This window comes from Vibrio frigidus, from assembly GCF_042465995.1.
GTDB lineage: Bacteria > Pseudomonadota > Gammaproteobacteria > Enterobacterales > Vibrionaceae > Vibrio.
In genome coordinates this window covers 212,228-236,712 of record NZ_JBCDMC010000001.1, presented here as the reverse complement: position 1 = coordinate 236,712, position 24,485 = coordinate 212,228, and the positions used below count along the sequence as shown (strand labels likewise).

Annotated in this window: 19 protein-coding genes and 1 pseudogene; 15 read left to right on the top strand and 5 right to left on the bottom strand. The window is 40.8% G+C overall.

Features of this window, described 5'->3' with window-relative positions; all coding sequences use genetic code 11:
• Positions 1-14: 14 nt before the first annotated feature.
• Positions 15-1,118 (bottom strand): PEGA domain-containing protein, encoded by a 1,104-nt coding sequence (locus AACW90_RS01010; RefSeq protein WP_195705795.1) that lies wholly within the window; start codon positions 1,116-1,118, stop codon positions 15-17.
• Between the two features lie 387 nt (positions 1,119-1,505).
• Between AACW90_RS01010 and AACW90_RS01005 the strand changes: the two genes are divergently transcribed.
• The 5 genes from AACW90_RS01005 to AACW90_RS00985 all read left to right on the top strand — a co-directional run bounded on the left by AACW90_RS01005 (position 1,506) and on the right by AACW90_RS00985 (position 8,925).
• Complete coding sequence (locus tag AACW90_RS01005; protein ID WP_390230801.1) at positions 1,506-2,294, top strand: helix-turn-helix domain-containing protein; 789 nt, start codon at positions 1,506-1,508, stop codon at positions 2,292-2,294.
• A 175-nt stretch (positions 2,295-2,469) separates the two neighbouring features.
• Positions 2,470-5,598 carry a bifunctional proline dehydrogenase/L-glutamate gamma-semialdehyde dehydrogenase PutA gene (putA, locus tag AACW90_RS01000; protein ID WP_390229545.1) on the top strand — a complete coding sequence of 1,043 codons (3,129 nt, stop codon included), beginning with the start codon at positions 2,470-2,472 and terminating at the stop codon, positions 5,596-5,598.
• On the top strand, positions 5,598-6,287 hold the full coding sequence (locus AACW90_RS00995) for a 1-pyrroline-5-carboxylate dehydrogenase (RefSeq protein WP_390229542.1): 690 nt from the start codon (positions 5,598-5,600) through the stop codon (positions 6,285-6,287). The genes putA and AACW90_RS00995 overlap by 1 nt, the downstream gene beginning before the upstream one ends.
• 74 nt (positions 6,288-6,361) lie before the next feature.
• Complete coding sequence (gene putP, locus AACW90_RS00990; protein ID WP_390230799.1) at positions 6,362-7,852, top strand: sodium/proline symporter PutP; 1,491 nt, start codon at positions 6,362-6,364, stop codon at positions 7,850-7,852.
• A 590-nt stretch (positions 7,853-8,442) separates the two neighbouring features.
• Positions 8,443-8,925 (top strand): Lrp/AsnC family transcriptional regulator, encoded by a 483-nt coding sequence (locus AACW90_RS00985; RefSeq protein WP_195705791.1) that lies wholly within the window; start codon positions 8,443-8,445, stop codon positions 8,923-8,925.
• A 22-nt stretch (positions 8,926-8,947) separates the two neighbouring features.
• On the opposite strand, the gene AACW90_RS00980 is transcribed toward AACW90_RS00985, so the two are convergent.
• The gene (locus tag AACW90_RS00980) at positions 8,948-9,313 is read right to left on the bottom strand and encodes a hypothetical protein (RefSeq protein ID WP_390229538.1); all 366 of its coding nucleotides are present in this window, start codon (positions 9,311-9,313) and stop codon (positions 8,948-8,950) included.
• A 352-nt stretch (positions 9,314-9,665) separates the two neighbouring features.
• Here AACW90_RS00980 and AACW90_RS00975 point away from each other — a divergent pair, with 352 nt between their 5' ends.
• Positions 9,666-11,522: a methyl-accepting chemotaxis protein gene (locus AACW90_RS00975; RefSeq protein WP_390229535.1), complete on the top strand. Its 1,857-nt coding sequence runs from the start codon at positions 9,666-9,668 to the stop codon at positions 11,520-11,522.
• An 80-nt stretch (positions 11,523-11,602) separates the two neighbouring features.
• Here AACW90_RS00975 and AACW90_RS00970 read toward each other — a convergent pair whose 3' ends face one another.
• The gene (locus AACW90_RS00970) at positions 11,603-12,307 is read right to left on the bottom strand and encodes a DUF445 domain-containing protein (RefSeq protein ID WP_390229533.1); all 705 of its coding nucleotides are present in this window, start codon (positions 12,305-12,307) and stop codon (positions 11,603-11,605) included.
• Between the two features lie 814 nt (positions 12,308-13,121).
• Here AACW90_RS00970 and AACW90_RS00965 point away from each other — a divergent pair.
• Positions 13,122-13,379 (top strand): type B 50S ribosomal protein L31, encoded by a 258-nt coding sequence (locus tag AACW90_RS00965; RefSeq protein ID WP_390229530.1) that lies wholly within the window; start codon positions 13,122-13,124, stop codon positions 13,377-13,379.
• 13 nt (positions 13,380-13,392) lie between these two features.
• The gene (ykgO, locus tag AACW90_RS00960) at positions 13,393-13,533 is read left to right on the top strand and encodes a type B 50S ribosomal protein L36 (protein ID WP_390229528.1); all 141 of its coding nucleotides are present in this window, start codon (positions 13,393-13,395) and stop codon (positions 13,531-13,533) included.
• Between the two features lie 162 nt (positions 13,534-13,695).
• Here the strand turns inward: ykgO and AACW90_RS00955 are convergent, their stop codons facing one another.
• Entirely contained in the window at positions 13,696-14,583 is an 888-nt protein-coding gene (locus AACW90_RS00955) for a DUF2167 domain-containing protein (protein WP_390229526.1), read from the bottom strand.
• 500 nt (positions 14,584-15,083) lie between these two features.
• Between AACW90_RS00955 and AACW90_RS00950 the strand changes: the two genes are divergently transcribed.
• The 6 genes and pseudogenes from AACW90_RS00950 (at position 15,084) to AACW90_RS00925 (ending at position 21,116) form a co-directional block, all read left to right on the top strand.
• Entirely contained in the window at positions 15,084-16,043 is a 960-nt protein-coding gene (locus AACW90_RS00950; RefSeq protein ID WP_390229524.1) for a transposase, read from the top strand.
• A 215-nt stretch (positions 16,044-16,258) separates the two neighbouring features.
• A pseudogene (locus tag AACW90_RS00945) lies at positions 16,259-16,408 on the top strand (transcriptional regulator); the annotation flags it as partial.
• Positions 16,409-16,983: 575 nt separating this feature from the next.
• The gene (locus AACW90_RS00940; protein WP_390229522.1) at positions 16,984-18,033 is read left to right on the top strand and encodes an HlyD family secretion protein; all 1,050 of its coding nucleotides are present in this window, start codon (positions 16,984-16,986) and stop codon (positions 18,031-18,033) included.
• Between the two features lie 18 nt (positions 18,034-18,051).
• Entirely contained in the window at positions 18,052-19,062 is a 1,011-nt protein-coding gene (locus AACW90_RS00935) for a DUF2955 domain-containing protein (protein ID WP_390229520.1), read from the top strand.
• Positions 19,034-19,495: a MarR family winged helix-turn-helix transcriptional regulator gene (locus AACW90_RS00930; RefSeq protein ID WP_390229518.1), complete on the top strand. Its 462-nt coding sequence runs from the start codon at positions 19,034-19,036 to the stop codon at positions 19,493-19,495. Before AACW90_RS00935 ends, AACW90_RS00930 begins: the two co-directional genes overlap by 29 nt.
• Positions 19,496-20,087: 592 nt before the next feature.
• Positions 20,088-21,116: a phage integrase gene (locus tag AACW90_RS00925; RefSeq protein WP_390229516.1), complete on the top strand. Its 1,029-nt coding sequence runs from the start codon at positions 20,088-20,090 to the stop codon at positions 21,114-21,116.
• Between the two features lie 114 nt (positions 21,117-21,230).
• Here the strand turns inward: AACW90_RS00925 and AACW90_RS00920 are convergent, their stop codons facing one another.
• Positions 21,231-23,075 carry an ABC transporter ATP-binding protein gene (locus AACW90_RS00920; RefSeq protein WP_390229514.1) on the bottom strand — a complete coding sequence of 615 codons (1,845 nt, stop codon included), beginning with the start codon at positions 23,073-23,075 and terminating at the stop codon, positions 21,231-21,233.
• A 407-nt stretch (positions 23,076-23,482) separates the two neighbouring features.
• Between AACW90_RS00920 and AACW90_RS00915 the strand changes: the two genes are divergently transcribed.
• Complete coding sequence (locus AACW90_RS00915; protein WP_390229512.1) at positions 23,483-24,451, top strand: arginine deiminase-related protein; 969 nt, start codon at positions 23,483-23,485, stop codon at positions 24,449-24,451.
• Positions 24,452-24,485: the final 34 nt, after the last annotated feature.

Genomic DNA, 24,485 nt, shown 5'->3' with positions numbered 1-24,485 from the left:
GTAATGTAACTAACTTAGCTTTCTTTACTGTTGAGTAGTTTTACCCAAACCGTGTCGCTACCGTTAATCGTGATGACACGATTGTAAGTTTCGTAGCCTTCTTTTGATACAGTAACTTGGTGACGACCTGCTGGTAATACGATCTCGACAGGCGTACTTCCGTACTTAACACCATTGATGGTCACGGAATCATTGTATTGATCTGAACGAACCGTCACATTTGCCCACTGTTTGTTTTTATTGTCCGTTTTCGTTGATGCTTGGCCTTTTAAGCAATATCTCGATTCAACGTTCAACAATTTACATGCTGCGACGGCTTCTGGTTTCGCCTGCAGCTGAGCTTGCATCTGTGTGCTGTAAGAATTGCTACCAGCAAAGCCACTTTTAATCAATTGGCTCTCTTGGACGTGGATGTTCAATTGAACACCATCAAGGTTTTGCTTAGCAAGCGTTGTTTCTGTTAATCCTACCAATAGTTTAGATTTGAAGGCTTTAACTGCTTTTTGCTTCGTCAGGTACTTACCCTGATTTGCACATTCGCCAAGTGTCATTGTGGTAGAACAGGTTGTCGTGTAGCTTGTTTCTAACACATTGCTTTCTCGAAGCTCCGCATTGATACGTTTTACACGAGCCTCAATATGAGATTCTTGTAAGTTCTCATATTCATTATTAAAGCGGGCTTTTTTCTGTTTTACCTGAGAAAGTTTCACTTCGCTTTCCGTTATCTCTTGACGGTTAGCCAATTGACTTGCTTGGGTTTCTTTTAGCGCTGCCCAAGATTCTTGATACTCTTTTTGGAAAGAGGTTAAATCAGTATCGGGATCATCAAGAAGCCTCGAATATTGCTTATCAAGAGCAACTTTTGAGCGATTTCTCTTCGCTTCTCTATCCGATGCATCTCGCTTTAGAGACGCACTTTCCTGTTGTAAGCGTTTGAGATTTGCCGATTCGGAATCAAATTCTTGATTTACAGCATCGATGTCGGCCTTCTTTTGGTCAATTTTTCCATCTATCGCAATGACAGGATCCACTTGTTGTGTTTCTTCTGTTGCGAAGGATACTGGCGACCAAAAGGGAATTAGCGCAAGAAAAAGCGCTGGGATACGGCGTGTGATCATAAGTCCCTGCATAACATTTTAGATTAAGGCAAAATGAGCTAGATTAATAATTAAAATTGCTACTCAGCTTTCACTTCTCTGAGCTCTTCAATAACAGTCAATAAGCATAGCATTATTAATGATATTCTTTAAAGCTTTATGCTAATTTTTGAGCTGTAGAGAATATATTACGAGTTGACCATCACAAAATATCCATCTTAAGATTAGAGCAAACATTAGCCGTAAATTATGTGCACTTGATCATCGTTCCGTATGTTGGACAACGGTAACGCTTTTGACTCCTTATTTAATTCATGATTAGAATGCAAGACTATACTGTAAAACGATTGATGATTTTAAGGTGTCTTTGCCGTGGCGATACTTGACGAGAAACGTAAGGCGTTGATAATGTCAGCATCTGAGTTTACGCCTAAACCTGCTGAATTAGTGACGCTACCCAATTATATGAATAGCCATGACCATGACTATTCTCAGGTTGTAATTGGGTTAAAGGGTCAGGCCGAATTTAATGTTAACGGTGTTGGTAACTTAGTAAAACCGGGGCAGGGGGTAGTCGTTACCGCAACGACGGATCATGCTTTTGGTGGTGTGAATAATAATTCTGATATCTTAGTTCTAAACCTACCTACATTAACTGATGACAGCCCTGTTCTACTGCAACGACTAAACCATCTTTCTCAGTCAGATGTTTATTTTCAGTTAGACAATCAAATTCGTCAGCTAATAAAGATGTTGGTTATGGAGATGGAAGAGTACCCACAAGATTTATTGTTGAGCCGTGCATGTAACGATACGGTTTTGGCTTTATTGCAAAGACACTCGTCGACCTTTCAAACGAGTAATAGAGACGCAAGGTTAGATATCGATGTTGTCGATAGATACATCACTCATCATCTTCGAAGAAAAATCTCGGTAACACAGCTTGCAGGCAGCGTTTTTCTGGGCGAGAGTCAGTTTCACACGCTGTTCAAATCGCAAACAGGGATTACGCCACACCAATATGTGCTTAACAAACGGATTGATTTTGCTAAAGAGCTTATTGAGCAAGGTAAGTATTCATTAAGTCATATTGCCGACTTGGCTGGCTTTTCTGGTCAAAGTACCTTTACCCATGTATTTACTCGTCTTCACGGTTTTTCGCCCTCGCAGTATAAAAAACGCATCCATAATAAATAATTTGTATCGAATAAATTAAAAATTCAGGTGAGATTTGTTCAAATTTTGTTAATAACCGAAGTTTTTGACAAATAAACAGGAGTTTTTGACAACTACTGCCTTCCTCAGCAAAATACACTGCGGCTATCTAAAGAAACGTTAGAGATTTTTCTGATGTTGAGATTGAGGAATGTGGATGTTTAGAGCAACTGATGTGCTGACGACAGGCCTCGTTGATAAACCTATTGACGAGATCTGGTCACTTATCTCTCCACTTTATATGGTGGACGAATCTAGATGGCTAACAGAACTACTTCCAATGGCCACGCCTTCGGAAGACGAAAAAAAGCAAATTCAGCAGAAAACAACCGATTTGATCGAATCTATTAGAGCAGACAAAAAATCAATTCAAATGGTTGATGCTCTATTGCTTGAATACAGTTTAGATACTCAAGAAGGAATATTGTTGATGTGCCTTGCAGAAGCATTGATGCGTATTCCAGACAGCGCAACCGCCGATGCATTAATAAAAGACAAATTGACGGTTGCAGATTGGAAGTCCCACCTACAAAACTCAGACTCTGTATTTGTTAACGCTTCAACGTGGGGACTCATGCTGACGGGTAAGGTTGTTGGTTTGTCGCAATCAGAAACCAAAAGTCCAGCAACTGCGGTTTCAAGGCTCGTCAATAAAATGTCTGAACCTGTTATTCGACAAGCCATGCACCAAGCGATGAAGATCATGGGACATCAGTTCGTATTGGGTCGAACGATCAAAGAAGCGCAGAAGAATGGTAAGGCGAATCTAGACAAAGGTTATGATTTCTCTTTTGATATGCTTGGTGAAGCCGCGCTCACAACCCTAGATGCACAGAAATATTTCAATGAGTACCTGAGTGCGATTCAAGCTATCGGAAATAGTAGTCCTCGCGCTGACCTGACTACCGCGTCAATTTCTATCAAACTTTCCGCGTTACATCCAAGATATGAAGTCGCGAATGAAAACCGTGTGATGAGTGAACTCTATACATCGATTCTCAAGCTTGCGGTGCAAGCCAGAGCGTTGGGTGTTGCTATTACCATTGATGCTGAAGAGATGGATAGGCTTGAACTTTCGTTACATCTGTTTAAAAAGCTATACCAGAGTACCGAAATAAAAGGGTGGGGCAAGTTTGGTCTTGTGATCCAGTCCTATGCTAAACGTGCGTTGCCTGTTTTGGTGTGGCTTAATAAATTAGCAAAGGATCAAGGAGATGTTATTCCAGTACGTTTGGTTAAAGGTGCCTACTGGGACAGTGAAATAAAATGGGCTCAACAATCTGGCTATAAAGATTACGCGGTGTACACACGAAAGGAGGCGACAGATGTGTCTTATCTTGCGTGTGCGCGTTTCTTATTGAGTGAACATGCTCACGGAAATATCTTCCCTCAGTTTGCTAGTCACAACGCGCAAACTGTCACCTCAATTGCAGTGATGGCGAAACATACGGACTATGAATTTCAACGATTACATGGAATGGGAGAATCCCTATACCACCATGTTATCGCTACGTATAAATCGAATGTTCGTATTTATGCACCGGTAGGTAATCATAAAGATTTGCTTCCTTATTTAGTGCGGCGCTTATTGGAGAATGGGGCGAATAGTTCTTTTGTACATAGACTCGTCGACGCCCGATGCCCTGTAGACTCTTTGACAGAACACCCTGTAGATATGTTGTTGGGTTACGCCACATTACATAACAATAAGATTCCGTTACCGTTAGATATATTTCCGGGGCGCAAAAACTCGTCAGGAGTGAATGTAGATATTGAAAGCCAATTGATACCGTTTGAGAGTAAAGTGAGCGCTTACTTTGACGAGAAATGGACCGCAGGTTCGGTTATTGATGGGTATTCAATATACGAAAGCATGATCAAGGTTGAGACCAACAATGTTCAGGTAACAACACCTTATGATCGAAGCAAGTTAGTGGGGAACGTTCAGTTTGCCACCCTTGATCATGTTTCCAAAGCGATTGCAGCATCAGAGCATGCTTTCGACATGTGGCAAGGAGTCTCAACTAGCCAGCGTGGACAATATCTAGAGAAGCTAGCCGATTTGTTAGAAACGAACCTCGCGGAACTCGTCGCCCTATGTCACCACGAAGCTGGCAAGACGATTCATGACAGCATCGATGAGGTTCGCGAAGCGGTAGACTTTTGTCGTTTTTATGCGAAACAGCATAACGTATTTGAACCGGAAATTTTTACCGGATTCGATGGTTCAATACAGACCATTACCCGGGGTGGTCGTGGTGTTTACGTTTGCATAAGCCCCTGGAACTTCCCATTAGCCATATTTTTAGGGCAGATTACGGCCGCGTTAATGGCCGGAAATACAGTGATAGCTAAACCAGCTGAACAGACGTGTTTGATTGCAGCGAAAGCGTTTGAATTGATTAAACTCGCCGGTTTCCCAAATGGTGTGGTGCAATTACTGCTTGGTCGAGGCGCTGATATAGGTGCAGCACTGACGAGCCACCCAGCTATTGCAGGAGTGGCTTTTACTGGCTCTACGGAAACGGCAATGCGCATCAATCAGTCGCTCGCGAAAAGAGACGCCGCTCCAGTTCCATTTATAGCCGAGACGGGTGGTCAAAATGCGATGATTGTTGACAGTACGGCATTGCCGGAACAAGTGGTGAGAGATGTTATACGTTCAGCATTTGCATCTGCAGGGCAGCGTTGCTCAGCTTTGCGTGTACTTTATGTGCAAGAAGATATCGCCGATAGGATTATAGAACTTATTCAAGGCGCGATGGATGAACTGCACGTTGGGTTACCTTATCGACACAAAACGGATGTAGGGCCAGTCATCGATACTGTTTCGAAAGAGAAGCTGTTAGAGCATATCAGTAATATGAAACAAACCCAGAAATTGGTCAAAGAACTTAGCCTTTCTACTGAGTGTGATTCAGGTGATTTCGTACCGCCGTGTGCGTTTGAGATCGATAGTATAGGCGCGCTGAAGAAAGAACATTTTGGTCCAGTACTACACATCATTCGATTTAAAGCCCATGAAATACAACAGATTGTGAGTGAGATTAACCAAACTGGATATGGTTTGACACTGGGTATTCATAGTCGAAATGAAACTACATATCGTTGGATAGAGAAAAATGTACGCGTTGGTAACTGCTATATCAATCGAGATCAGGTGGGTGCGGTTGTCGGTGTTCAACCGTTTGGTGGGCAAGGGCTATCTGGTACTGGGCCTAAGGCCGGTGGGCCACATTATCTCTACCGGTTTACTCAAGCGAAAACAGAAAGAGGAGTCGTATAATGAGCGATATACAAAAGAGCGTTGATCACTCTTTCACTGCTTGGGAAGAGTGGAACCTAACGAATATAGAATATCGTTCTGAGTTGCTTAGTAAATTTGTGGATAGTTTACCCAGTCGTGTTATTGCCGCGGGTAGATTTCAACTAAGTCAAAGTCAAAAGGTGACGTCGACGGTTTATCAACTTGTTGGACCAACAGGCGAAACGAATGAGCTATATGTAGCAGGTAGAGGCGTCGCTATATTAGCAATGGATTCTACCCACGATAGAGCCCATTGCGCTGCAATTGCTTTTCTTGTTTCTATGTTGGCTGCAGGTAATAGCGTTATCGTTTGTTGCGATGACGAAGCACTGACTCAGTTGTTAGCAATGAAATTAGTAACAGAAAGTTTGCTTAGTAATATTGTTCAATGTCTTCCTTTCGACAGCTATAAAGCGCTGATGGATAAAGATATTAAAAATTTTGCTTTTGTAGGTAATACGCAAGCGGAATTGGAGATGAATACGTTGCTTGCTTTACGTACCGGCGCGATTACGGCGCTTGTATCGGAAACGGATCTCGATGGGCTTCCACAGTCGCAAGATCCTAAATTGGTACTTCGTTTTATTACAGAACGTACTCGTACTATCAATATTACCGCGGTTGGTGGTAATGCCACGTTACTTGAATTAGGTAGCGAGCCCCGGTAATCCCCCGTACCTTTTTTATCCCCTCTAATGACGGAGGGGCATGGAAGATTTTTAAGATAGAGGATATTTTAATGATAGAAAATAGCTTTGCTATTACAGCAACATTTGCTGCATATTTAATCATGATGTTGGCGATTGGATACTATGCATATCAACGTACATCAAATTCTAGCGATTACTTTCTTGGTGGCCGTTCGTTAGGTCCTTGGCCTGCGGCGTTATCTGCAGGTGCATCCGATATGAGTGGTTGGCTCTTATTAGGCCTACCTGGATACGCGTATGCCGCAGGTATTGAAGCGTTTTGGTTGGCCGGAGGGTTGCTTATAGGCACTTGGGCAAACTGGTATATTTGTGCGAAACGCCTAAGAACCTATAGTGTAACAACGGAGTCATTGACGATTCCTGAGTTTTTAGCTCGTCGTTTCGGTGATAAATCTAAGCTCATTCAAAGTATCTCTGCATTCTTTATTTTGTTGTTTTTCCTTTTCTATACCAGTTCTGGTTTAGTTGCAGGTGGTAAATTGTTTGAGACTGTTTTTGGTCTTGATTATAGCTATGCAGTAGTAATTGGTGCTATTTGTGTGGTTTCTTACACCTTATTTGGCGGGTTCCTTGCGGTATCTTGGACGGATTTAGTGCAAGGTTTATTGATGTCGGCGGCGTTACTCATTGTGCCAATTGCGGCAATGCAAGGCGGTTTTGGTCAGTTAGCTGCAGATCTTGCCATTATTAACCCGGAATTACTCACACTTTGGAATGACTCCAAGGGTGAGCCTTTAACGGCTGTTGCCATTATTTCATTGGTCGCGTGGGGGCTAGGTTATTTCGGTCAACCTCATATCTTGGCACGCTTTAAAGCCACGCGCACAAATCGCGATCTTACCGTCGCGCGTCGCATCGCTGTAGTGTGGACGGGTATATCGATGGCGGGTGCATTACTTGTTGGTTTAGTGGGTTTAATTTACGTCACCAATTCGTCAATGGGTGAATTGGCTGATGGCGAAAAAATATTCATGGTGTTAGTGAATGCTATTTTCCATCCGGTCATCGCGGGTATCTTATTAGCAGCAATCCTTGCTGCCATAATGAGTACTGCTGATTCCCAACTACTTGTTTCATCTTCGGCACTGGCGGAAGATTTTTACAAGCAAGTATTCAAACCAAATGCTACCTCAGAAGAAGTGGTTAGAGTAGGGCGTATTGGTGTGATTTTGATATCTATCTTCGCACTGGTTCTGGCTGCAAACCCTGACAGTTCTGTTTTAGGTCTTGTTTCTTATGCTTGGGCTGGATTCGGTGCTGCATTTGGCCCGGCAATCGTGCTCAGCTTGTATTGGTCTCGGATGAATAGAAATGGTGCTCTAGCGGGTATTGTTGTAGGTGGCATCACGATTGTTGTTTGGAAACAGTTATCTGGCGGTTGGTTTGATGTGTACGAAATTGTACCAGGTATTATTTTCTCAACGATCGCGATTGTTGGTGGAAGTTTAGCATCTAGTGAGCCAGAACAAGCGGTGATAGAGCAACACAGCAAGTATAAAAGATTGTTAGAGGAGCTTGAGTAAATTTGATCTAGCTCAAACATCGCAAAAATGAGAAGTAGAGGGGCAGAGTTGTCTGCCCTTTTTTTGTGATCAAATTCTTACATATTGAAAATAAATTTAAAGTTTTTACATTAATCTAATAAATCTGGACTTTTTAGGTTTACTATTGATTCGCTTTTTATAACTCATTCATAAGTTTAGATTTTAGGAATCGACTATGCCAGATTTGTACTGTTCCGCATGTAAAAGAACAACCGCCCATAAATCAATAATGTGCAGAAACGAGATCGTTCCTGATTCATCTATTGGGCAGTTTTTCAGTTCTATCGGACAGATATTCCGTGGTAATCATTACTGTGATATGAAAGCACAACTGTTTTGCAGGGAATGCAATTGCCAACACATAAAACTAGACAGTGATATGAGCGTAACCAAAATGAATACGACAACTCAGGTGAGCCTGAATTGATTTCATAAGATTCATGTTTAGATATTACAGAATTGATAAGAAAATCCAGATAACGGGTTATCTGGATTTTTTTCTTTTGTTTCTAAGGAAAATCTTTATATTGAATGGATGAATTCTTGGATGAAGAAGGTTGAGCAAGGATATGGCTCAAAACTTAGATAGAACCGATCGCGAAATATTGCGTATCTTGCATAAAAAAGGTCGCCTCTCAATGGTCGAGTTGGCGAAACAAGTCCATTTAACAACCTCACCATGTTCCGATAGAGTTAAACGCCTTGAAAAAGAAGGTTTTATTAAAGGCTATCACGCAGAAATTAGTGCAGAAAAACTTGGTTTAGACGTGCAGGTCTTTATACATATACGTTTAGACCAATCTAGTTTTTCTATATTTGATAGGTTTGCCAAAGCGGTCAATTTGATGCCTGAAATAGAAGAGTGTTACTCACTATCAGGCGATTTTGATGCAATGATTAAGATTCGAGTTAAGAACATGAAAACGTATCAAGTTTTTATGTCTCAGAAGCTAGGTACTTTACCCGGTGTTATACAAACTCGTAGTGAAGTCGTCATCGGTGACCACAAAGATAGTTTTGGCGTTAATGCTGATATGATCACTTCGGAATAGTATTAGACAAGCCATATTGTTTTTATGGAAGGTCGACAGTGATGGTTTTACCTCCGTACTGGTGGACAAAGTCATGTGCTCGAACCGTAACGGAGTGATTTTTGGATGATATATGAATATCTGAAAGACCTCTCGTAAATGGTTGTTCATTCTCATGTGGATGATGCAGAGTTCTTGTACCTAGTACATTCCCATCTTTATCGACGATATCCCATTTATTTGCGTAGTGCTCCCAGCCGCTATCAGCATGAGAGACCGTAACATCAAATCTATAGGTATCCTTGCTCGTTTTACTCACCTGCACATCTATAATGTCGGCTTCCCCGGCAAGGGCTGAAAATGGAAGTAACAGTGCTGTGATGATGATTGCTTTGGTATGAACGTACATTGCCTAACTCCGAAAATGACAATAGGGTGTTTTTCTCGATGGAATTCACTTTACACTGTAAATGGATTCCTCTAGGGAATAAAAAGAGAATTGTCATAAAGATAGTTCTCTTTTTTTGTTTGTACAGCTTTGTAAGTAGATTTAACCTGCTATCAATAACAACGTTAGTTTTGCTAATGTAATCACCATACTATAAAAGCAATCGATTGCTTTTCGGATTCTCCGAAAACGCTCATAATTTCCTTTCATATGAACGACAATTCACTATATTATCCACAATAAAAGAAGGGGTATGACTGGGTGTGGCTAGCTAGTTATATATCGAAAATATCTATTTATATAGGATTACACAGTGTCAATTAAGAGAATGCTTTGCTCAATAGTAGGGCTGTTGGTTGTTGGGATGGTGGTTTTAATGTTCAGCACCCAACACTTAGTACAAAAAATTGAAGGTGCCATCGAAACCTCTAAACAAGTCGTCAATATTGAAGTGAATATGTTGATGTTGCGAAAAAATGAAAAAGACTTCATGTCGCGAAAAGATATTAGTTATCGTGATAAATTCCAAAATAATGTAGAAAAACTTCATACTAAAATAGACCTATTGGAACAAATGCTAGTAGAGGCTGACATTCCGAATTCTAATTTGTCCTCATTGACCTCTGCATTTGATAAATACGATAATGAGTTTCATAAGTTGGTGAGTATCCAACAAGAAATAGGTCTAAATGAAGAAGGTGGAGCGTATGGCTCTTTGAGAGTAGCAGCGCATACTATCCAAAGTATTACGCAAGAGAAAAATAACAAGCCTTTAGAGATGCAACTGCTTTTATTACGTGGTTATGAAAAGGACTTTATGCTGCGTCTTGATGAAAACTACGCAATCCAATTTAATCATCAGTTGACTAAGATGGCGGCCGATGTCGATTCAACTAACAATGAAAACATCGATCTCGCTTCTAGTTTAAACGTTTATAGAGACGCATTTAATCTTTTTGTTTCGCTATCAAAACAAAAAGGATTGACTGAAAACGAAGGCATTATAGGGGCGCTCCGCCGCGCAGTTAAGCAGAGCGAGTCGCTACTATTTGAAGAAGTCGAAGTATTAAAAGGTAAGATTGCAGTTGTTCAAAAAGAAATAAAATTAACTCTTATTTCGCTGAGTTTAGGAATAATTCTGGTTATTGCTCTGTTAGTGATCTTTATTGCCACTAAGATCGCCAACCGCCTTAAAATTGTAATTGTGACCATGAATGATATTGCTGAGGGGGAAGGGGATCTACGGGTAAAACTTGATACAAGCGGGAACGATGAAATTGCAGAATTAGGACGAGCTTTTAATGTATTTGTTAGTAAAATTCATCATACGGTCAGTACGGTTGCAAAATCTACTGAGCAGCTTGCCTCTACTTCGGAAGAAATGTCGGTTGTGATGGATCAAGCACAAACTGGTGTGTACAAACAACAACAAGATATAAGTCAGATTTCAGCTTCCATTGAAGAAATGAATGTTACCGTCCAGGATATAACGCTTAACTCAACGCAAGCGGAAGCAGCAGCAGTGCAAGCTCGGCACGACGTTTCTCAAGGGTGTGAGGCGTCTGATCTTAGTATCAATAATGTCACTGAGTTAGCGAAGGACGTTGGCGGTACAACGAATATTATCAAAAAACTGGTTACTCATAGTAACGATATAGGAGGCGTGTTGACGGTCATTCAAGAAATTGCAGCTCAAACTAATCTACTCGCACTCAATGCAGCCATTGAGGCCGCTCGAGCTGGTGAGTCAGGCCGCGGATTTGCTGTTGTGGCGGATGAAGTCAGAACGCTTGCAATGAGAACTCAGGATGCAACGAAAGAAATATCAACCATTACTGACAGTATTCAGGTTGACGCACAAAGCGCGACTAAGGTTATGGCGAATAACGAAAAACAGGCGAATAATACCGTACATCAGGCAACATTGGCCCACGATGCGTTAATGCATATTACCCAGTCCGTCGAAGTCGTCACTGACATGAATAACCAAATTTCGGTTGCGACGGAACAACAAAGCCAAACAAGCAATGAAATTAGCCATCATATGGCTGACATCAATCAAGTTTGTGTAGAATCGGCAACGGGAATGGAACAACTATCTGTCGCTAATAAGGAATTGGTACAGATGACGTTACAGCTTAAGCAACTGATTAGTAAATTTAAGTTGTAGCAAAAAATGTATTTTTTGTAAGTAGATAATAATTTGAGCACCGTTACTTATGGTGCTCAAATTTGTAGAGAGTTGGAATCTCAGGCTATAAAAGAAGAGATAATACCAATTATTCCACCAAATACACCGCCCCAGACAACAAGCCAACCTAGGTGCTTTTTGATCATATCTTGCACCATCTTCTTAACCAGTTTCGGAGTAAGCTCGTTTAAGCGCTGATCAATGATGTTTTCGATATTCGTTTGAATCTCATCCATCATTTGTGGCTGTTCGAATTGGTCTTTAAGTGCCTGTTTAACCTCTTCGCTTTGACTGATTTCTATCACTGATTGCTGCATTTTTTCAACAAATGGTTGCTTCAGTGGTAATAGTGCTTCGGTACCACCAACCATGGCAAGCATGCCACCGAATGAAGAATTGGCAATAACGTCAACGAGCGATTCAAAGGTCGGTTCGAAATCGATGTGGTTAATGACGGGCGCTAGATCGAGCTTTTTGCCGCCAATAATTTCTTGAGTGAGAAAACGGTCGATGTTCTCAGTCGTAAAGAATTGTTCCATCATCAAACTCTTTATCGCAATTTTGAATTCTTCAAATCGTGCAGGTATGACACCAGAGCCATAAAGCCCTGGTACTTTTTCAAATAGCATGTGTACGGCTAACAAGTTGGTGATCGCACCAGAGAAGGCAAAAAGCCCGGCATACAGTAGAATTTGATTATCCAATTGGTAGCCAGCAGCGAGTAAACCTAATGCAATAAGGTTAGTGATAAAACTTTTATTCATATTTTGCTCAAGAATCTGTTGTTCAAGTAATGATTGAGCGAGATTTTAGAGAGTAAAAGAATAGATGTGAAGTGATTTAATCATAGAGTCTTTATACCTTGTTAAAAAGGCGACTATTTAGGTCGCCATTCATTGTGATATTTACTCGGGCTTGTCGGGGTTTTCTTCTTTGCCAATGAATCGTAGATTGCTAGGCTCTCTGAGGTTGATACCTTGGTACGTCTGCAATAGAGTAAGGTCTTTACTCATTCTCACCGCGCTTGTGACCATCTGAATATTGTAATGATTAGGAGCGCAATCACCGTTCTGTAGAGCGATCTATATCAAAAATTATCGATAGATACGGCTAGAAAGCAGCGGAATTATACTTAAACCCTCATTACCACGGTCCTCCGTGGTAATGAATACCGAACTTAAAATGAACAGTCAGACATAACATCATGCAGTTTGATGTTCTTGTTTACAGTTCATTACGAGAATTTCGTTAGCTTTGATATGCATTACCACGCCAGTGAAGTAACGAGTGATAAAACCCCTACATAATTAGTCGGTAGACTCTAGCTGTCGGGGGGAAGGAGTTGTCCAGAGGCGTGTGATCTCAGCAGTGTGGTTAATGTGATCACTAAGCGATTCTGTTGGAACTAATAAATGAATGATCAACGGACCAACATTCTATTTGACCGATATCTAACAAAAACTGTTATGCCATAAATAATTTGCCAAACAGAATAAGAATCATTATCATTTGAGCCATGTTATAACATAACAATAGTTAACTAGATAAGTCCAATGCGACTAACTAAAGGAGAATGATATGAAACCTGACATACACCCACAATATCGCACCGTTGTATTTCATGATACCAACGTTGATAAGTATTTTTTAATCGGTTCTACTTTGCAAACTGACCGTACAATTAGTTGGGAGGATGGTAAAACTTATCCATACTTTACGGTCGAAGTATCATCAGAATCCCACCCGTTTTATACTGGCAAGCAGCGGATAGTACACAAAGAAGGTCGCGTAGCTAACTTTAACCGTCGTTTTGGTAACTTAAACTCAAAAAAATGAGGAGAAGAATTGAATGAAAGTACTAAATTCACTAAAGAGTGCCAAAAAGAGAAGTCCTGACTGTCAGATAGTCAAAAGAAAAGGACGAATTTACGTGATCTGTAAATCAAACCCACGCTTTAAGGCTGTTCAAGGAAAAAAGAATAAAAAATAGGTAAGCAGAATATTTATTAATTTATTCGTTGAGCAAAGCTCGTAAAGTATTATCAATCTTCATATTCTGGAAAGTAAAAGGGACATACATTTCAACTCGTGAGATATATGCCCTATCTTAGTGGGACCTTCCATAGGAAAAAATCGTACACATTTAATGCAGTTACGCTTTTTTCCTAGAAAGAAATCGTTTAAAGAAGGCACCTACCGCTATAAGGGCAAATATTCCAAACTTCTTCAAAAACAGAAAGGCGACCGCAATAAAACCTGTTTTTGCTATTACTTTGCCAGCCACGAGTGCGCCAAGCCCATAGGCCGCTACTGTATCTAAATCTGGATCAAAGTCGCTATATTTAGAGCCTTGGTCGAACTCTGCTAATGCGAGGACGGATTCAATACTTGAGTCTATTTCAGGTTTCTGTTCCATGTCTGCAATAAAATTGAGTACCAGAACGCCTTTTCGTCCTAGGATACGGATATTGTAGTTAAGCGTATTTATCTCTTGCTCGCCAAACCGAATTTCCTTGGCCCAGTGTAGCTTTTTTCCGTTGGCATCGTAGTACGGAGGGGAGGCCCAACCTACTAGCTCTACCGGGTCATAGCCTTCTTTTACTCTTGCCTTACTGGAGGATAGGGTGTCTTCTTTCATCTGTTGTAGAAGATCGTTATAGTTAATTTCGTCGGCATCTTCGTCAGAAACGTACCCGTCTTCTTCGTACTTGATCGTGACTGCCCATGATTCACTATCAAACGGTGACATCTGAGCAGGGAATAGCATTCCAAGTATAGGTTGATTGGGTGGGTTCCCCCAAACGTCGACAATTATCTTTTTGGAATCTTCGGCATTTAAGTAATAGAAACTGTCTGGAACGTTCAATACCGCACCAGTTCCTTCTATTTTTATGGTTCCTGTTTGTCTGTCTAATGACTCCCAGATGTCCCTTGCCCAAGTGATATATTCCTCTTCTTCTGACTTAGCACCTTCCTCGGTTGCAAAAGAAAAAAATGATAGGCTGAATAACATCAACCCCAAAATGAATCTTGGTCTCATTATCGCTCCCTTATTTTTTGTATTTAGTTAGTTTGCGTTTACATCTGACGTTGCGTATTAAAAATACGGTTATTATCCAGATAGTTGCAGTTATATCTCTTTGATATTAATCATTAAATATTCATATAATGAATGTAATTGCACATTGATTGCCTAGAAACTAACAAGCATAAGTTAAAGACAGTGCCAAAACACAATTAGTACTAAGGAAACACTCTTGTTATTTCTAGATGGATATTTTGACTAGGCTTGTTTTCTAGTCGACTTATATCTTCACTCCCGATAGGGGCACGACAAGTTCCGGCTTATTAAGTTATGGCGGATTGAGCGTCAACAAGAGCGTCAACAAGAGTGACCGTCAACAAGGACAGTCATCTTATGAAAAATAGTGTTGGTTTACATAAAACCTACTAATGCCTCGTAAAACAAAGTATCCCATGAGTGCCATAGCATTTATCCCGTTATATTAGGGGGGCACCTAACATGAAATGGAGGCCGCTATGACCACCGCTCGAAATCAACAAATCTGTGTCGAAGCAACACCTTATTATCACTGCGTATCTCGGTGTGTTCGTCGCTCATATTTATGTGGATATGATGAATTTTCGAATACAAGCTATGAGCATAGAAGAGGGTGGATAGAAGCTCGTATCAAAACACTTAGTGCTATTTACTGTATTGATATCTGCGCCTATGCGGTAATGAGCAACCATTATCATTTAGTCGTTCATATTAATAAGAGTAAGGTAGATTTACTCACTGATTTGCAAGTCATCGAGCGTTGGTCTTTATTGCACTCAAAACCTGTCATCATACAGCGATTCTTAACCAGTCAATTAAAGAGCAAAACTGAACTCAAGGTCGCTTTCGATATTATCGAACAATGGCGAGAACGCTTGTACAGCTTGAGTTGGTTTATGCGTGAGTTGAATTTTGAGATAGCGTTAAAGGCGAATAAAGAGGACAACTGCAAAGGGCATTTTTGGGAAAGCCGTTACAAAAGCCAGGCCCTACTAGACGAAAAAGCACTACTTTCGGCTATGGCGTATACTGACCTGAATCCAGTACGCGCTGGGATAGCGAAGACTCCAGAATCGTCAGAATATACCTCTTTCAAAGACCGTGTAACTGCGCTCAATAACCATCAATCAACCGCACCTAATTTGTTACCTTTTATTGGGAACCCAGCCAACGAGATGCTCTGTGGTATACCGTTTAGATTGATAGACTATATAGAGTTGGTGGACTGGACAGGAAAAACATTGAGAGATGGTAAAGCTAGCCTAAATAGCCAATTACCACCCATCTTAGAGCGGCTTAATCTGACCCAGAAAGATTGGTTAGCAGTTTGCACTCAACTGGAAAGAAAACGCGCTTTGTTAGTTGGTTGCAAAAAGAGTTTCTACAGCGCTTTACCTCAATTTAAACGAAGTCGGATACGAGGGTATCAATTAAACTGACGAAGGTTTTCCCTACATGAACGCAACAACCAGAAACAAACTAGACGCTCTGCCTCTCGTCTGCACTCATAGTGGTTTTACAATAGTAAAAGCTCGATTAAAACCGTAGAGATACGAACATTTCTTTCAAAACCAACTAAATTCACGACATTTTTTGATTTGGGAAATTTGTTTATTTTGCATTTCTTATGGTGTATGTCCTCATAGTTTAATCTGTCGATATGGATGGTTTGTTGTCGCTGAATGAAATGCAGAGGTTACCGGGTAAGTAGTTGGCTATCTCTTTTGCTGGCTCTGTTCTTACTGTGGATGAGTTGAGCGTGAAGATTGTTGGTAAGGTTGTTTTGGATTTGAGGAAGGGTTGATGTGTGTCATAGGGGTCTTTCAACTCTAGATTAGGCGTAGGTTGAGCGTTTTGTCGCGAGTACTTGAATTGTCGATAGGTACGGCTAGAAAGCAGCGAAATTATGAGGAATTCAACTAGGACATACACCTCATACCTAGTGTTTTTGAGGTGTGTGTCCTCACTTTTTTGGGGAGTCGCTATGATTGATAACCACAACGACGACACTTAGCTTGTTAAAGCGGCTATTGTTGTTCCTCTAGTAATCGCTTTCTTGGTGATTTAAGCAATATATTATTGTATGGATGCATGCATCCATCCATCCCAGCTTCTCGCTGACTTTCGAAATAACTATAAGATACCCATAACCATAGCTTAACTAATTATCTTTTAGTTAAGTTATGGTTACTGCTAACCGCTGTCCAGAAGAAACAATGAAGGGGTTGGACTTGCAACGCGAGAAGTCTTGAAAAAATTTATAGATTAAACGCCATCTTTTCTTCTATTTTACTATATCGGGGTATATTAATTGTTGTATAAGCAACAAAATAGAGTATGCTATGGTATACCCGGTTTTTGTTGTACAGGTAACAATTTATGAAAGGCATGATATACAAATATACTATCATTGCTGTACTTACTGTGACTTTAGGTTTTTCTATTTTCTTAGTTAGTTCAGATAACGTTTCACCATTCACTACGCAAGCGACTCTGCATAAGAGCATTGCGAATATCGCACCCGAAGTCTCTGGTGTAATTACCAGCGTAAATGTAATGAATGGCCAACATGTAAATGTGGGGGATATTCTGTTTAGCATTGATAAATACAGCTATGAACTAACAGTACGTCAGACAGAAGCAGAACTTCATCAGGTTCAAGAAGCCAATTCGGCCAAATGGCAAGAACTGCAATCTTCGAATCAAACTCTTGTTCAACGTAATGTGGAATGGAATAACGTAAATATAAAGTACACCCGCTATCAGAAATTACTTAGTAAAGGTTTGATTACTCAGCAAGAAGTCGACGACGTACGTATGGATGCTAACGTTGCTAAAAGTGCTGTAGAAGTTGCAAACTTGGACATATTGCGAATAAAAGCAGAGCTATCTAGCAACAAGAAAAATGCAGCAATCGAATTGGCTGAAGCCAAACTAGCAACGGCGAAACTCGACCTCTATCGTACCGATGTTGTTGCCCAAACTACTGGTACAGTTAGTAACTTACAACTTCAACAAGGAACTTACATCAATAAAGGCAGTGTTTCTTTATTTCTGGTTAACGAAACAAACCGTTGGTTAAGCGCAGACTTCAACGAAAAAGGTATGGCCCATTTACAAGCAGGGACACATGTTTGGATTACGTTTGATGCTCTTCCTGGTCAAATATTTGAAGGAAATGTGACCAACCAGGAACGAGCGATTTTTGATTCATCCAACCCAGCAAACCAACTGTCGACTGTCGAAAATGAGACTCGTTGGATACGTGAACAACAGAAAATGCGTACTCGAATTAATGTAGATAACGTAAGCTCAAACCTGATGGCTGGAGCACGTGCCAGTGTCATTGTAGATAATGGCAATAGTGTTATTGATGCGGTGGGCTATACCTGGATTAAGCTACTATCATGGTTTCGTTTTATCTATTAGGCAATAACAGGTGGCAATATGTTGATACAAAACGCGCGTAAAAATGAGACATTGAGAGTCACATTTACCGTTACACTATGCATGTTAGCGGGAAAACTACTCCATCTCGATTCAGCCGTGTATTTAGCTCTGTATCCAACCATTGTGATGACCAAAGGCAAGGACTACTCTTGGTTAGGTTTATTTAAAATGCTTTTTCCAACACTCTTGGCTGCGTCTTGTGCACTCCTAGTTTCTGACGTGTTCCATGAACATCCCTTTATCATCTGGACCGTTAGCTTGATCTTCTTTGATCTAATGCGTCGCGATGCTAATACGCCGGCGAAGTTAGGTGGCATGCTGATGCCCACCTTTAATTGGATATTAATCATTGTGTTCTCTCAACATACTGTTGCAGATATGCCTATGAGGATTCATGAGATTTTAGTTTCGATGGCTATCACTATATTGATTTCGAAGTCTATGGTTTTTCTTTTTCCTCAAGAAAATAAAGGAAAACCTCCGGTATTTACACCGCAAGTGGTTACGTATCAACATCGTTTCGTTTCCACAGGACTAGTAGGTGCCGGGTTAGCATTTCTTATGATTGTAGATTTGATCTCAGCCACCTTCTGCATGGTACCTGTGATTGCTGCTGCTACTCAATTTAGTCGAGATAAATTCAAAGAAGTCGTAGAACGCCGCTTTGTGACACAAGTGGGTGGATGTGCGGTTGCAATTATTTTTACTTTAGTAATGGCCGGCCATCAAAGTACTATCGGTTATTACACACTCGGATTAGGTAGTTTAGTTTTTATTATTGCTAACTGGATGTCACCATCACAAGGACCACCACGAGATCTACATGCTGATGCTTTACTAGCCACCATGCTGCCTATTCAACTGTATATGGGCAACACTTCATTTGGATTAGAAAGTACGTATTTAAGAGCATGGGAACTTACGGTAACTTTATGTATATTATTCATTCTCCATCAGTTAACACGCTCAAAAGGTAACCATGAACGAAAACATAACCTCCATTCCTGAATTAGATAGCAGCCTCTCGTTTATGATGGGACTTGCGTCCAAGCAATTTAGAACATTAGCCAATCAAGCCCTCACGTCAAAATTTGATATTACGTTAGAGATGGTGGGAGCACTTCGTGTACTGGCGTATCTTGGTGAAATGCCGCAACAGAAATTAGCAGAGACCTTGCATCGCGAGCGTTCGGTCACTAAGCGTTTAGTCGACAATTGTATCAAACGTGGCCTTATTGAAACATATAAAAGTAAGACCAACAAAAAAGCTCGTTACTTAGCGCTGACGGATAAAGGGTTAAAAGTAAAAGGAGAAGTCCATCAATGTCTGCGACAAGTAATCGATGATTACTACTCTCCCTTAACTATTCATGAGCAACAAATCATGATGGAACTGTGTAAGAAATTGGTTCAAGACGATATTCTTCTTGGTAGTGATTAAAGTAATCAGAACACGCCGGACACTATTTGGACTGAGTTACGGTTATTACACTAATCAACTATTATTCAATACGAAGAGACAGCAAAGGATTACTGGACTCGAGACCAAACTCTCAATTATTAATGATGTTATAAACAAATATTTCAGGAGGACAAATGCTACTTGAAAATACCAATGTAAAAGAATGCCCCTTTTGTGGTAGTACTCTATTGGCTGTTGAGCAAATCATACCTGTTTGGGGAGATATCTGTTTCGAAAAAACAATAGTATGTAATGATTGCGCTGCCTCTGCCCCTTATTATATTTGGAACCAAAGATACCTTCTTAAAATGAAAAGAAAATAGTATTATTTTTTTCAAGCTAATAGGTATTATTTTGATACGTTTTTTCCGGAAGCAATTTTGCTGTTGCTGAGGTTCAACTTGATATGTTGGTAGTTGGTACTGCAAAGTCTTTAGATAATCAGATTAGTACATCCAATAGACAAAAAATCCAATTTGTTAACCAAAATGTTCGTTCTAATTAAAATTAAACATTGTTAAATTGTACAACCTTAAATGCTGTATAAAAAAACAGGTATTTAAGGTTTTCTATGTCCGTCAGAAATCTAAAAGACAGTTCAAAAAAACCATGGCTATGCGAATGCTACCCAACTGGCCGCAGCGGTAAACGTGTCCGAAAAAGCTTTGCCACTAAAGGTGAAGCGGTCGCTTATGAACGCTATGTTATGCGAGAAATTGATGATAAGCCCTGGCTTGGTGATAAACCCGATCACCGTCGGCTTTCAGAGTTGCTTGAACGTTGGTGGGTAGTGCACGGAAACACCGTGAAGACGGGAAGCAATTCGTATGTGGTGCTTAAGAAAACTGTTGAAATGCTTGGGAACCCGATAGCGTCTCATTTTACTATGCAAGATTACCTTAATTACCGGGCGAACCGGATTAGCCATCATCCAACTAGAAAAAACATTACTCTTTCTCCAACTACTCATAATATTGAACTTAAAACGTTTAGGGCCATGTTCAATACGCTCGTTAAGTACGGTGAATGGAAGTTGCCAAACCCAGTTGTGGGTATTGATCTTATTAAAGCGTCCGAACGGGAGTTGTCTTACCTTACTAAAGACAAAACTCAGCCTTTCTTGAATAAGCTAGCGGTAGATAAAAGCCCTAAAGCCGATCAGATACTCGTTGTTTGCAAAATATGTTTGGCAACCGGTGCACGGGTAGGTGAAGCGTTAGGCTTGAAGCGAAGCCATATCACTTTAAATAAACTGACGTTCATCGATACAAAAGGTAAGAAGAACCGAAGCGTTCCTATCTCTAAAGCTCTCCATGATGAAATACTCGCGGTTGCGGTATCTGGTCACGATATTTTCGATGTTCGATATTACGCGGCATGGGAGTGTGTGAAAAGGTCATTACCAGCGTTCATTCCACAAGGGCAGGCGACGCATATTTTGCGTCATACATTCGCGAGTTATTTTATGATGAATGGGGGGGATATTTTGGTGCTTCAGCGAATTTGGGGTCATAGTAAAATTGAACAAACCATGGCTTATGCGCACTTTTCACCAGAGCATCTTATCCAGGCTGTCGAGTTGAACCCGTTAGAAAACTAGAACCAAAAAAATGGCGACAAAGTGGCGACAGAGCTCAATAACCCTCGTTTTTCGTCGCCATTTGTCGCCATTTTGCAAAATCAATAAAAATTAATTACATTAAAAATCAACAACTTAATTGATTTTCGTGTCATCGTTGATAAAACCGCCGGTTTGATGCGCCCAAAGCTGAGCGTAAATACCATCGCCTTGAATCAGCTCTTGGTGCGAACCTTGTTCAACGATCTGTCCTTTATCTAATACGATTAGCCTATCCATTGCTGCGATGGTAGAAAGGCGGTGTGCTATGGCAATGACGGTTTTACCTTGCATTAGCTCGATCAGGCTTTCCTGTATTGCCGCTTCTACTTCAGAGTCTAGTGCTGAAGTGGCTTCATCCAAAATAAGCAATGGTGCATCTTTTAGAAGGACTCGCGAAATCGCTACTCGCTGGCGTTGACCACCAGATAGTTTCACGCCTCGTTCACCAACTTGAGCATCGTATCCGCTGTTTCCATGCGGATCCGTTAGGGTGTCGATAAACTCATGTGCTTGCGCTTGAATGGTGGCTTTTAGCATCGCTTCCTCACTCGCATCTGGTTTGCCATAGAGTATATTTTCTCTAATAGAGCGGTGCAGCAATGAGGTGTCTTGGGTCACCATGCCAATATTGGCACGTAAAGAGTCCTGGGTAACTTCTGATATGACCTGACCATCAATCTTTATTTGTCCGCCTTCCACATCATGGAAGCGTAACAAAAGGTTAACTAGTGTTGATTTCCCTGCGCCAGAGCGACCAACTAATCCAACTTTCTCCCCCGGCTTTATTTTCAGGTTCAGGTGGTTGATAACCCCTTTATCTTTTTCACCATAATGGAAGCTTACGTTATCAAATTGAATGCCACCCTTATCAACCTCTAAAGGTTTCGCATCTTTTTTATCTACTATATCAATTGGTTTTGAAAGTGTGGAAATACCGTCGACCACGGTGCCCATGTTTTCAAATAGCGCCCCGACTTCCCACATTATCCACATCGACATGCCGTTTATCCGTAACGCTAAACTGATCGCGATGGCAATTGCGCCGATGGTGATTGCGTTTTCCATCCAAAGGAAAATAGAAATCGCGGCGATCGAAAAGACTAAAAAATAATTGGCAATCTCTACACAGACGTTAAAGCCTGTCACTAAGCGCATCTGCCGATAGACCGTATCCAAGAAGCCGTCCATGCCTTCTTCTGCGTATTTGGTTTCTCGTTTACTGTGAGAAAAGAGTTTGATCGTTGCAATATTGGTATAGCTGTCCACAATTCTACCCGTCATGGTAGAGCGGGCATCGGCCTGCTCGGAAGCGACAGATTTGAGTTTTGGAACAAAGTAAAATTGAATGCAAATATAGGCGGCTAGCCAAACCAACATTGGTAACATTAATCGCCAATCGGCTTGAGCCAACATGACTACAATAGAGGTAAAATAAACAATAACATAGACAAAAACATCCGCGGTTTTCATCACGGTTTCTCGGACTGCAAGGGAAGTCTGCATCACTTTTGTGGCGACACGCCCTGCAAAATCGTCCTGATAAAATGAGAGGCTTTGCTTTAATAAATATCGGTGCGCCATCCAACGAATGGACATTGGATAGTTTCCAAGCAGGCTCTGATGAATTGTCAGTGAGTAGATGGTAACGAGTATTGGCATCACAACCAGTAACACTAAACCAACCGCCCAAAGCGTGCTGCTATTTTCTGCAAGAAAGGTATCTGGGTTACTGGTCGAGAGCAAATCGACGAGCTCACCCATAAAACCAAAAAGTGAAACTTCAATAATGGCAACTATGGTACTGAGTGACGCCATTAATAGCAGCGGTTTTTCGAAACCACGAGTATAGTGCCGGCAAAATGCAAAAACACCGGTTGGCGGTTGCTGTGGTTCTTCTTTTGGGAAGGCTTTTGTTAGCCCTTCAAAAAACTTATACATTCGGTCATCCTCTTCCCATCTTGTTGTTGTTTTATCTTCAATAACGAGAAGAATTCGTTGAATAATAGATGGGTTAATTTATCAACACACACTACCCCAAACTTAAAAAAAAGGACATTATTTTCCATTTCATTTTGAATGTGCATATTTGCGTAATAATTTTGCTTACCTATGGATTTATTTAACCAAATCTAGAACGAGAAAGCGCATTGATAACATTGTTAGTGAATAGGTATGCTTAGGTGTAACACTGTATTAACAAAGTATGCTTAGGTTAGTTACCGAATTTACTCTCTATGACAGCGAAATCGCCTAGTTTGCTCGTGTAAATGGTATCAAATTCAGTTAAATGACATTTAACCTTCTGTTTACAATCGATGTAATGAATCTAAAATGGATATTTATGAATGAACTCAACTCAATCAATGCAGTATTTGCAAGGTGTCCGTTCACTTCAAAATGCGAGTTGTGTGGTGATGGTGCCGCCGAAAGAGTTTCGCTATAACGCAGAAACTGCAGAAGATAATGAATTTCAACACCGAGTCGAACTGAGCGCACAACAGGTTCGTGAAAACGCAATGGCGGAATTTAATTCGATGGTGGTTGGTTTGCGTGCCGAAGGTGTACAGGTTGTTGAATTTGATTACCCTGTAGCGGAAAGAGAGACGCCTGATGCGGTGTTCCCAAACAATTGGTTTAGTACGACGTCGACAGGTGAGTTGTTTGTTTTCCCTATGGCGTGCACAAATCGTCAGTTGGAGGTCCGCCCTGAAGCCTTGGTTAAAGCACTTGTTGATTCAGGTCGAAAGGTAACCTCTCATTCATCGTTGGCTTCTTTTATTGAGCACAACGCTTATTTAGAAAGTACTGGTGTAATGGTGATGGACCACATTAATCGTACCATCTACGCGGCGTTGTCTCACCGTTGTGATAGAGAGGTATTGGAAGAATACGCTCAAAGGGTAGGATATGAACGTGTTATTTCATTCCAAACTGCGCTGCCTTCCGGCCAACCGATTTATCACACAAATGTGATGATGGCAGTAGGAGAGTCATTTTGTGTCATTTGTGATGAGCTTATCCCTGAATTTGAACGTCGTTTTGTAATTAAGTCTTTAGCGAAGGATAAGCAAGTGATCTCTATTTCACTTGATCAGATGAATCACTTTTGTGGCAATATTCTTCAATTAGAAAATGCTAATGGCGATAAAGTGATTGCCATGTCTCAATCAGCATTTGACGCCTTTACTCCTGCGCAGAGAAACCAACTATCGACCCATGGCAAACTACTATCTTTTGATGTTTCAACCATCGAAAATATAGGTGGTGGCAGTGTTCGATGCATGTTGGGTGAGGTGTTTTTACCAAAAGGGTAAATAAATTGAGATCGAGATAGGGGATATACTGCTG

Bases quoted from the DNA above. Each gene is read 5' to 3' on its own strand.
- AACW90_RS00995 (WP_390229542.1), top strand. From the start codon at position 5,598: ATGAGCGATATACAAAAGAGCGTTGATCACTCTTTCACTGCTTGGGAA.
- AACW90_RS00985 (WP_195705791.1), top strand. From the start codon at position 8,443: ATGGCTCAAAACTTAGATAGAACCGATCGCGAAATATTGCGTATCTTG.
- AACW90_RS00965 (WP_390229530.1), top strand. From the start codon at position 13,122: ATGAAACCTGACATACACCCACAATATCGCACCGTTGTATTTCATGAT.
- ykgO (WP_390229528.1), top strand. From the start codon at position 13,393: ATGAAAGTACTAAATTCACTAAAGAGTGCCAAAAAGAGAAGTCCTGAC.
- AACW90_RS00925 (WP_390229516.1), top strand. From the start codon at position 20,088: ATGTCCGTCAGAAATCTAAAAGACAGTTCAAAAAAACCATGGCTATGC.
- AACW90_RS00930 (WP_390229518.1), top strand. From the start codon at position 19,034: ATGAACGAAAACATAACCTCCATTCCTGAATTAGATAGCAGCCTCTCG.
- AACW90_RS01005 (WP_390230801.1), top strand. From the start codon at position 1,506: ATGTCAGCATCTGAGTTTACGCCTAAACCTGCTGAATTAGTGACGCTA.
- AACW90_RS00970 (WP_390229533.1), bottom strand. From the start codon at position 12,307: ATGAATAAAAGTTTTATCACTAACCTTATTGCATTAGGTTTACTCGCT.
- AACW90_RS00955 (WP_390229526.1), bottom strand. From the start codon at position 14,583: ATGAGACCAAGATTCATTTTGGGGTTGATGTTATTCAGCCTATCATTT.
- AACW90_RS00935 (WP_390229520.1), top strand. From the start codon at position 18,052: ATGTTGATACAAAACGCGCGTAAAAATGAGACATTGAGAGTCACATTT.
- AACW90_RS00980 (WP_390229538.1), bottom strand. From the start codon at position 9,313: ATGTACGTTCATACCAAAGCAATCATCATCACAGCACTGTTACTTCCA.
- AACW90_RS00920 (WP_390229514.1), bottom strand. From the start codon at position 23,075: ATGTATAAGTTTTTTGAAGGGCTAACAAAAGCCTTCCCAAAAGAAGAA.
- AACW90_RS00915 (WP_390229512.1), top strand. From the start codon at position 23,483: ATGAACTCAACTCAATCAATGCAGTATTTGCAAGGTGTCCGTTCACTT.
- AACW90_RS00940 (WP_390229522.1), top strand. From the start codon at position 16,984: ATGAAAGGCATGATATACAAATATACTATCATTGCTGTACTTACTGTG.
- AACW90_RS00950 (WP_390229524.1), top strand. From the start codon at position 15,084: ATGACCACCGCTCGAAATCAACAAATCTGTGTCGAAGCAACACCTTAT.
- AACW90_RS01010 (WP_195705795.1), bottom strand. From the start codon at position 1,118: ATGATCACACGCCGTATCCCAGCGCTTTTTCTTGCGCTAATTCCCTTT.
- putA (WP_390229545.1), top strand. From the start codon at position 2,470: ATGTTTAGAGCAACTGATGTGCTGACGACAGGCCTCGTTGATAAACCT.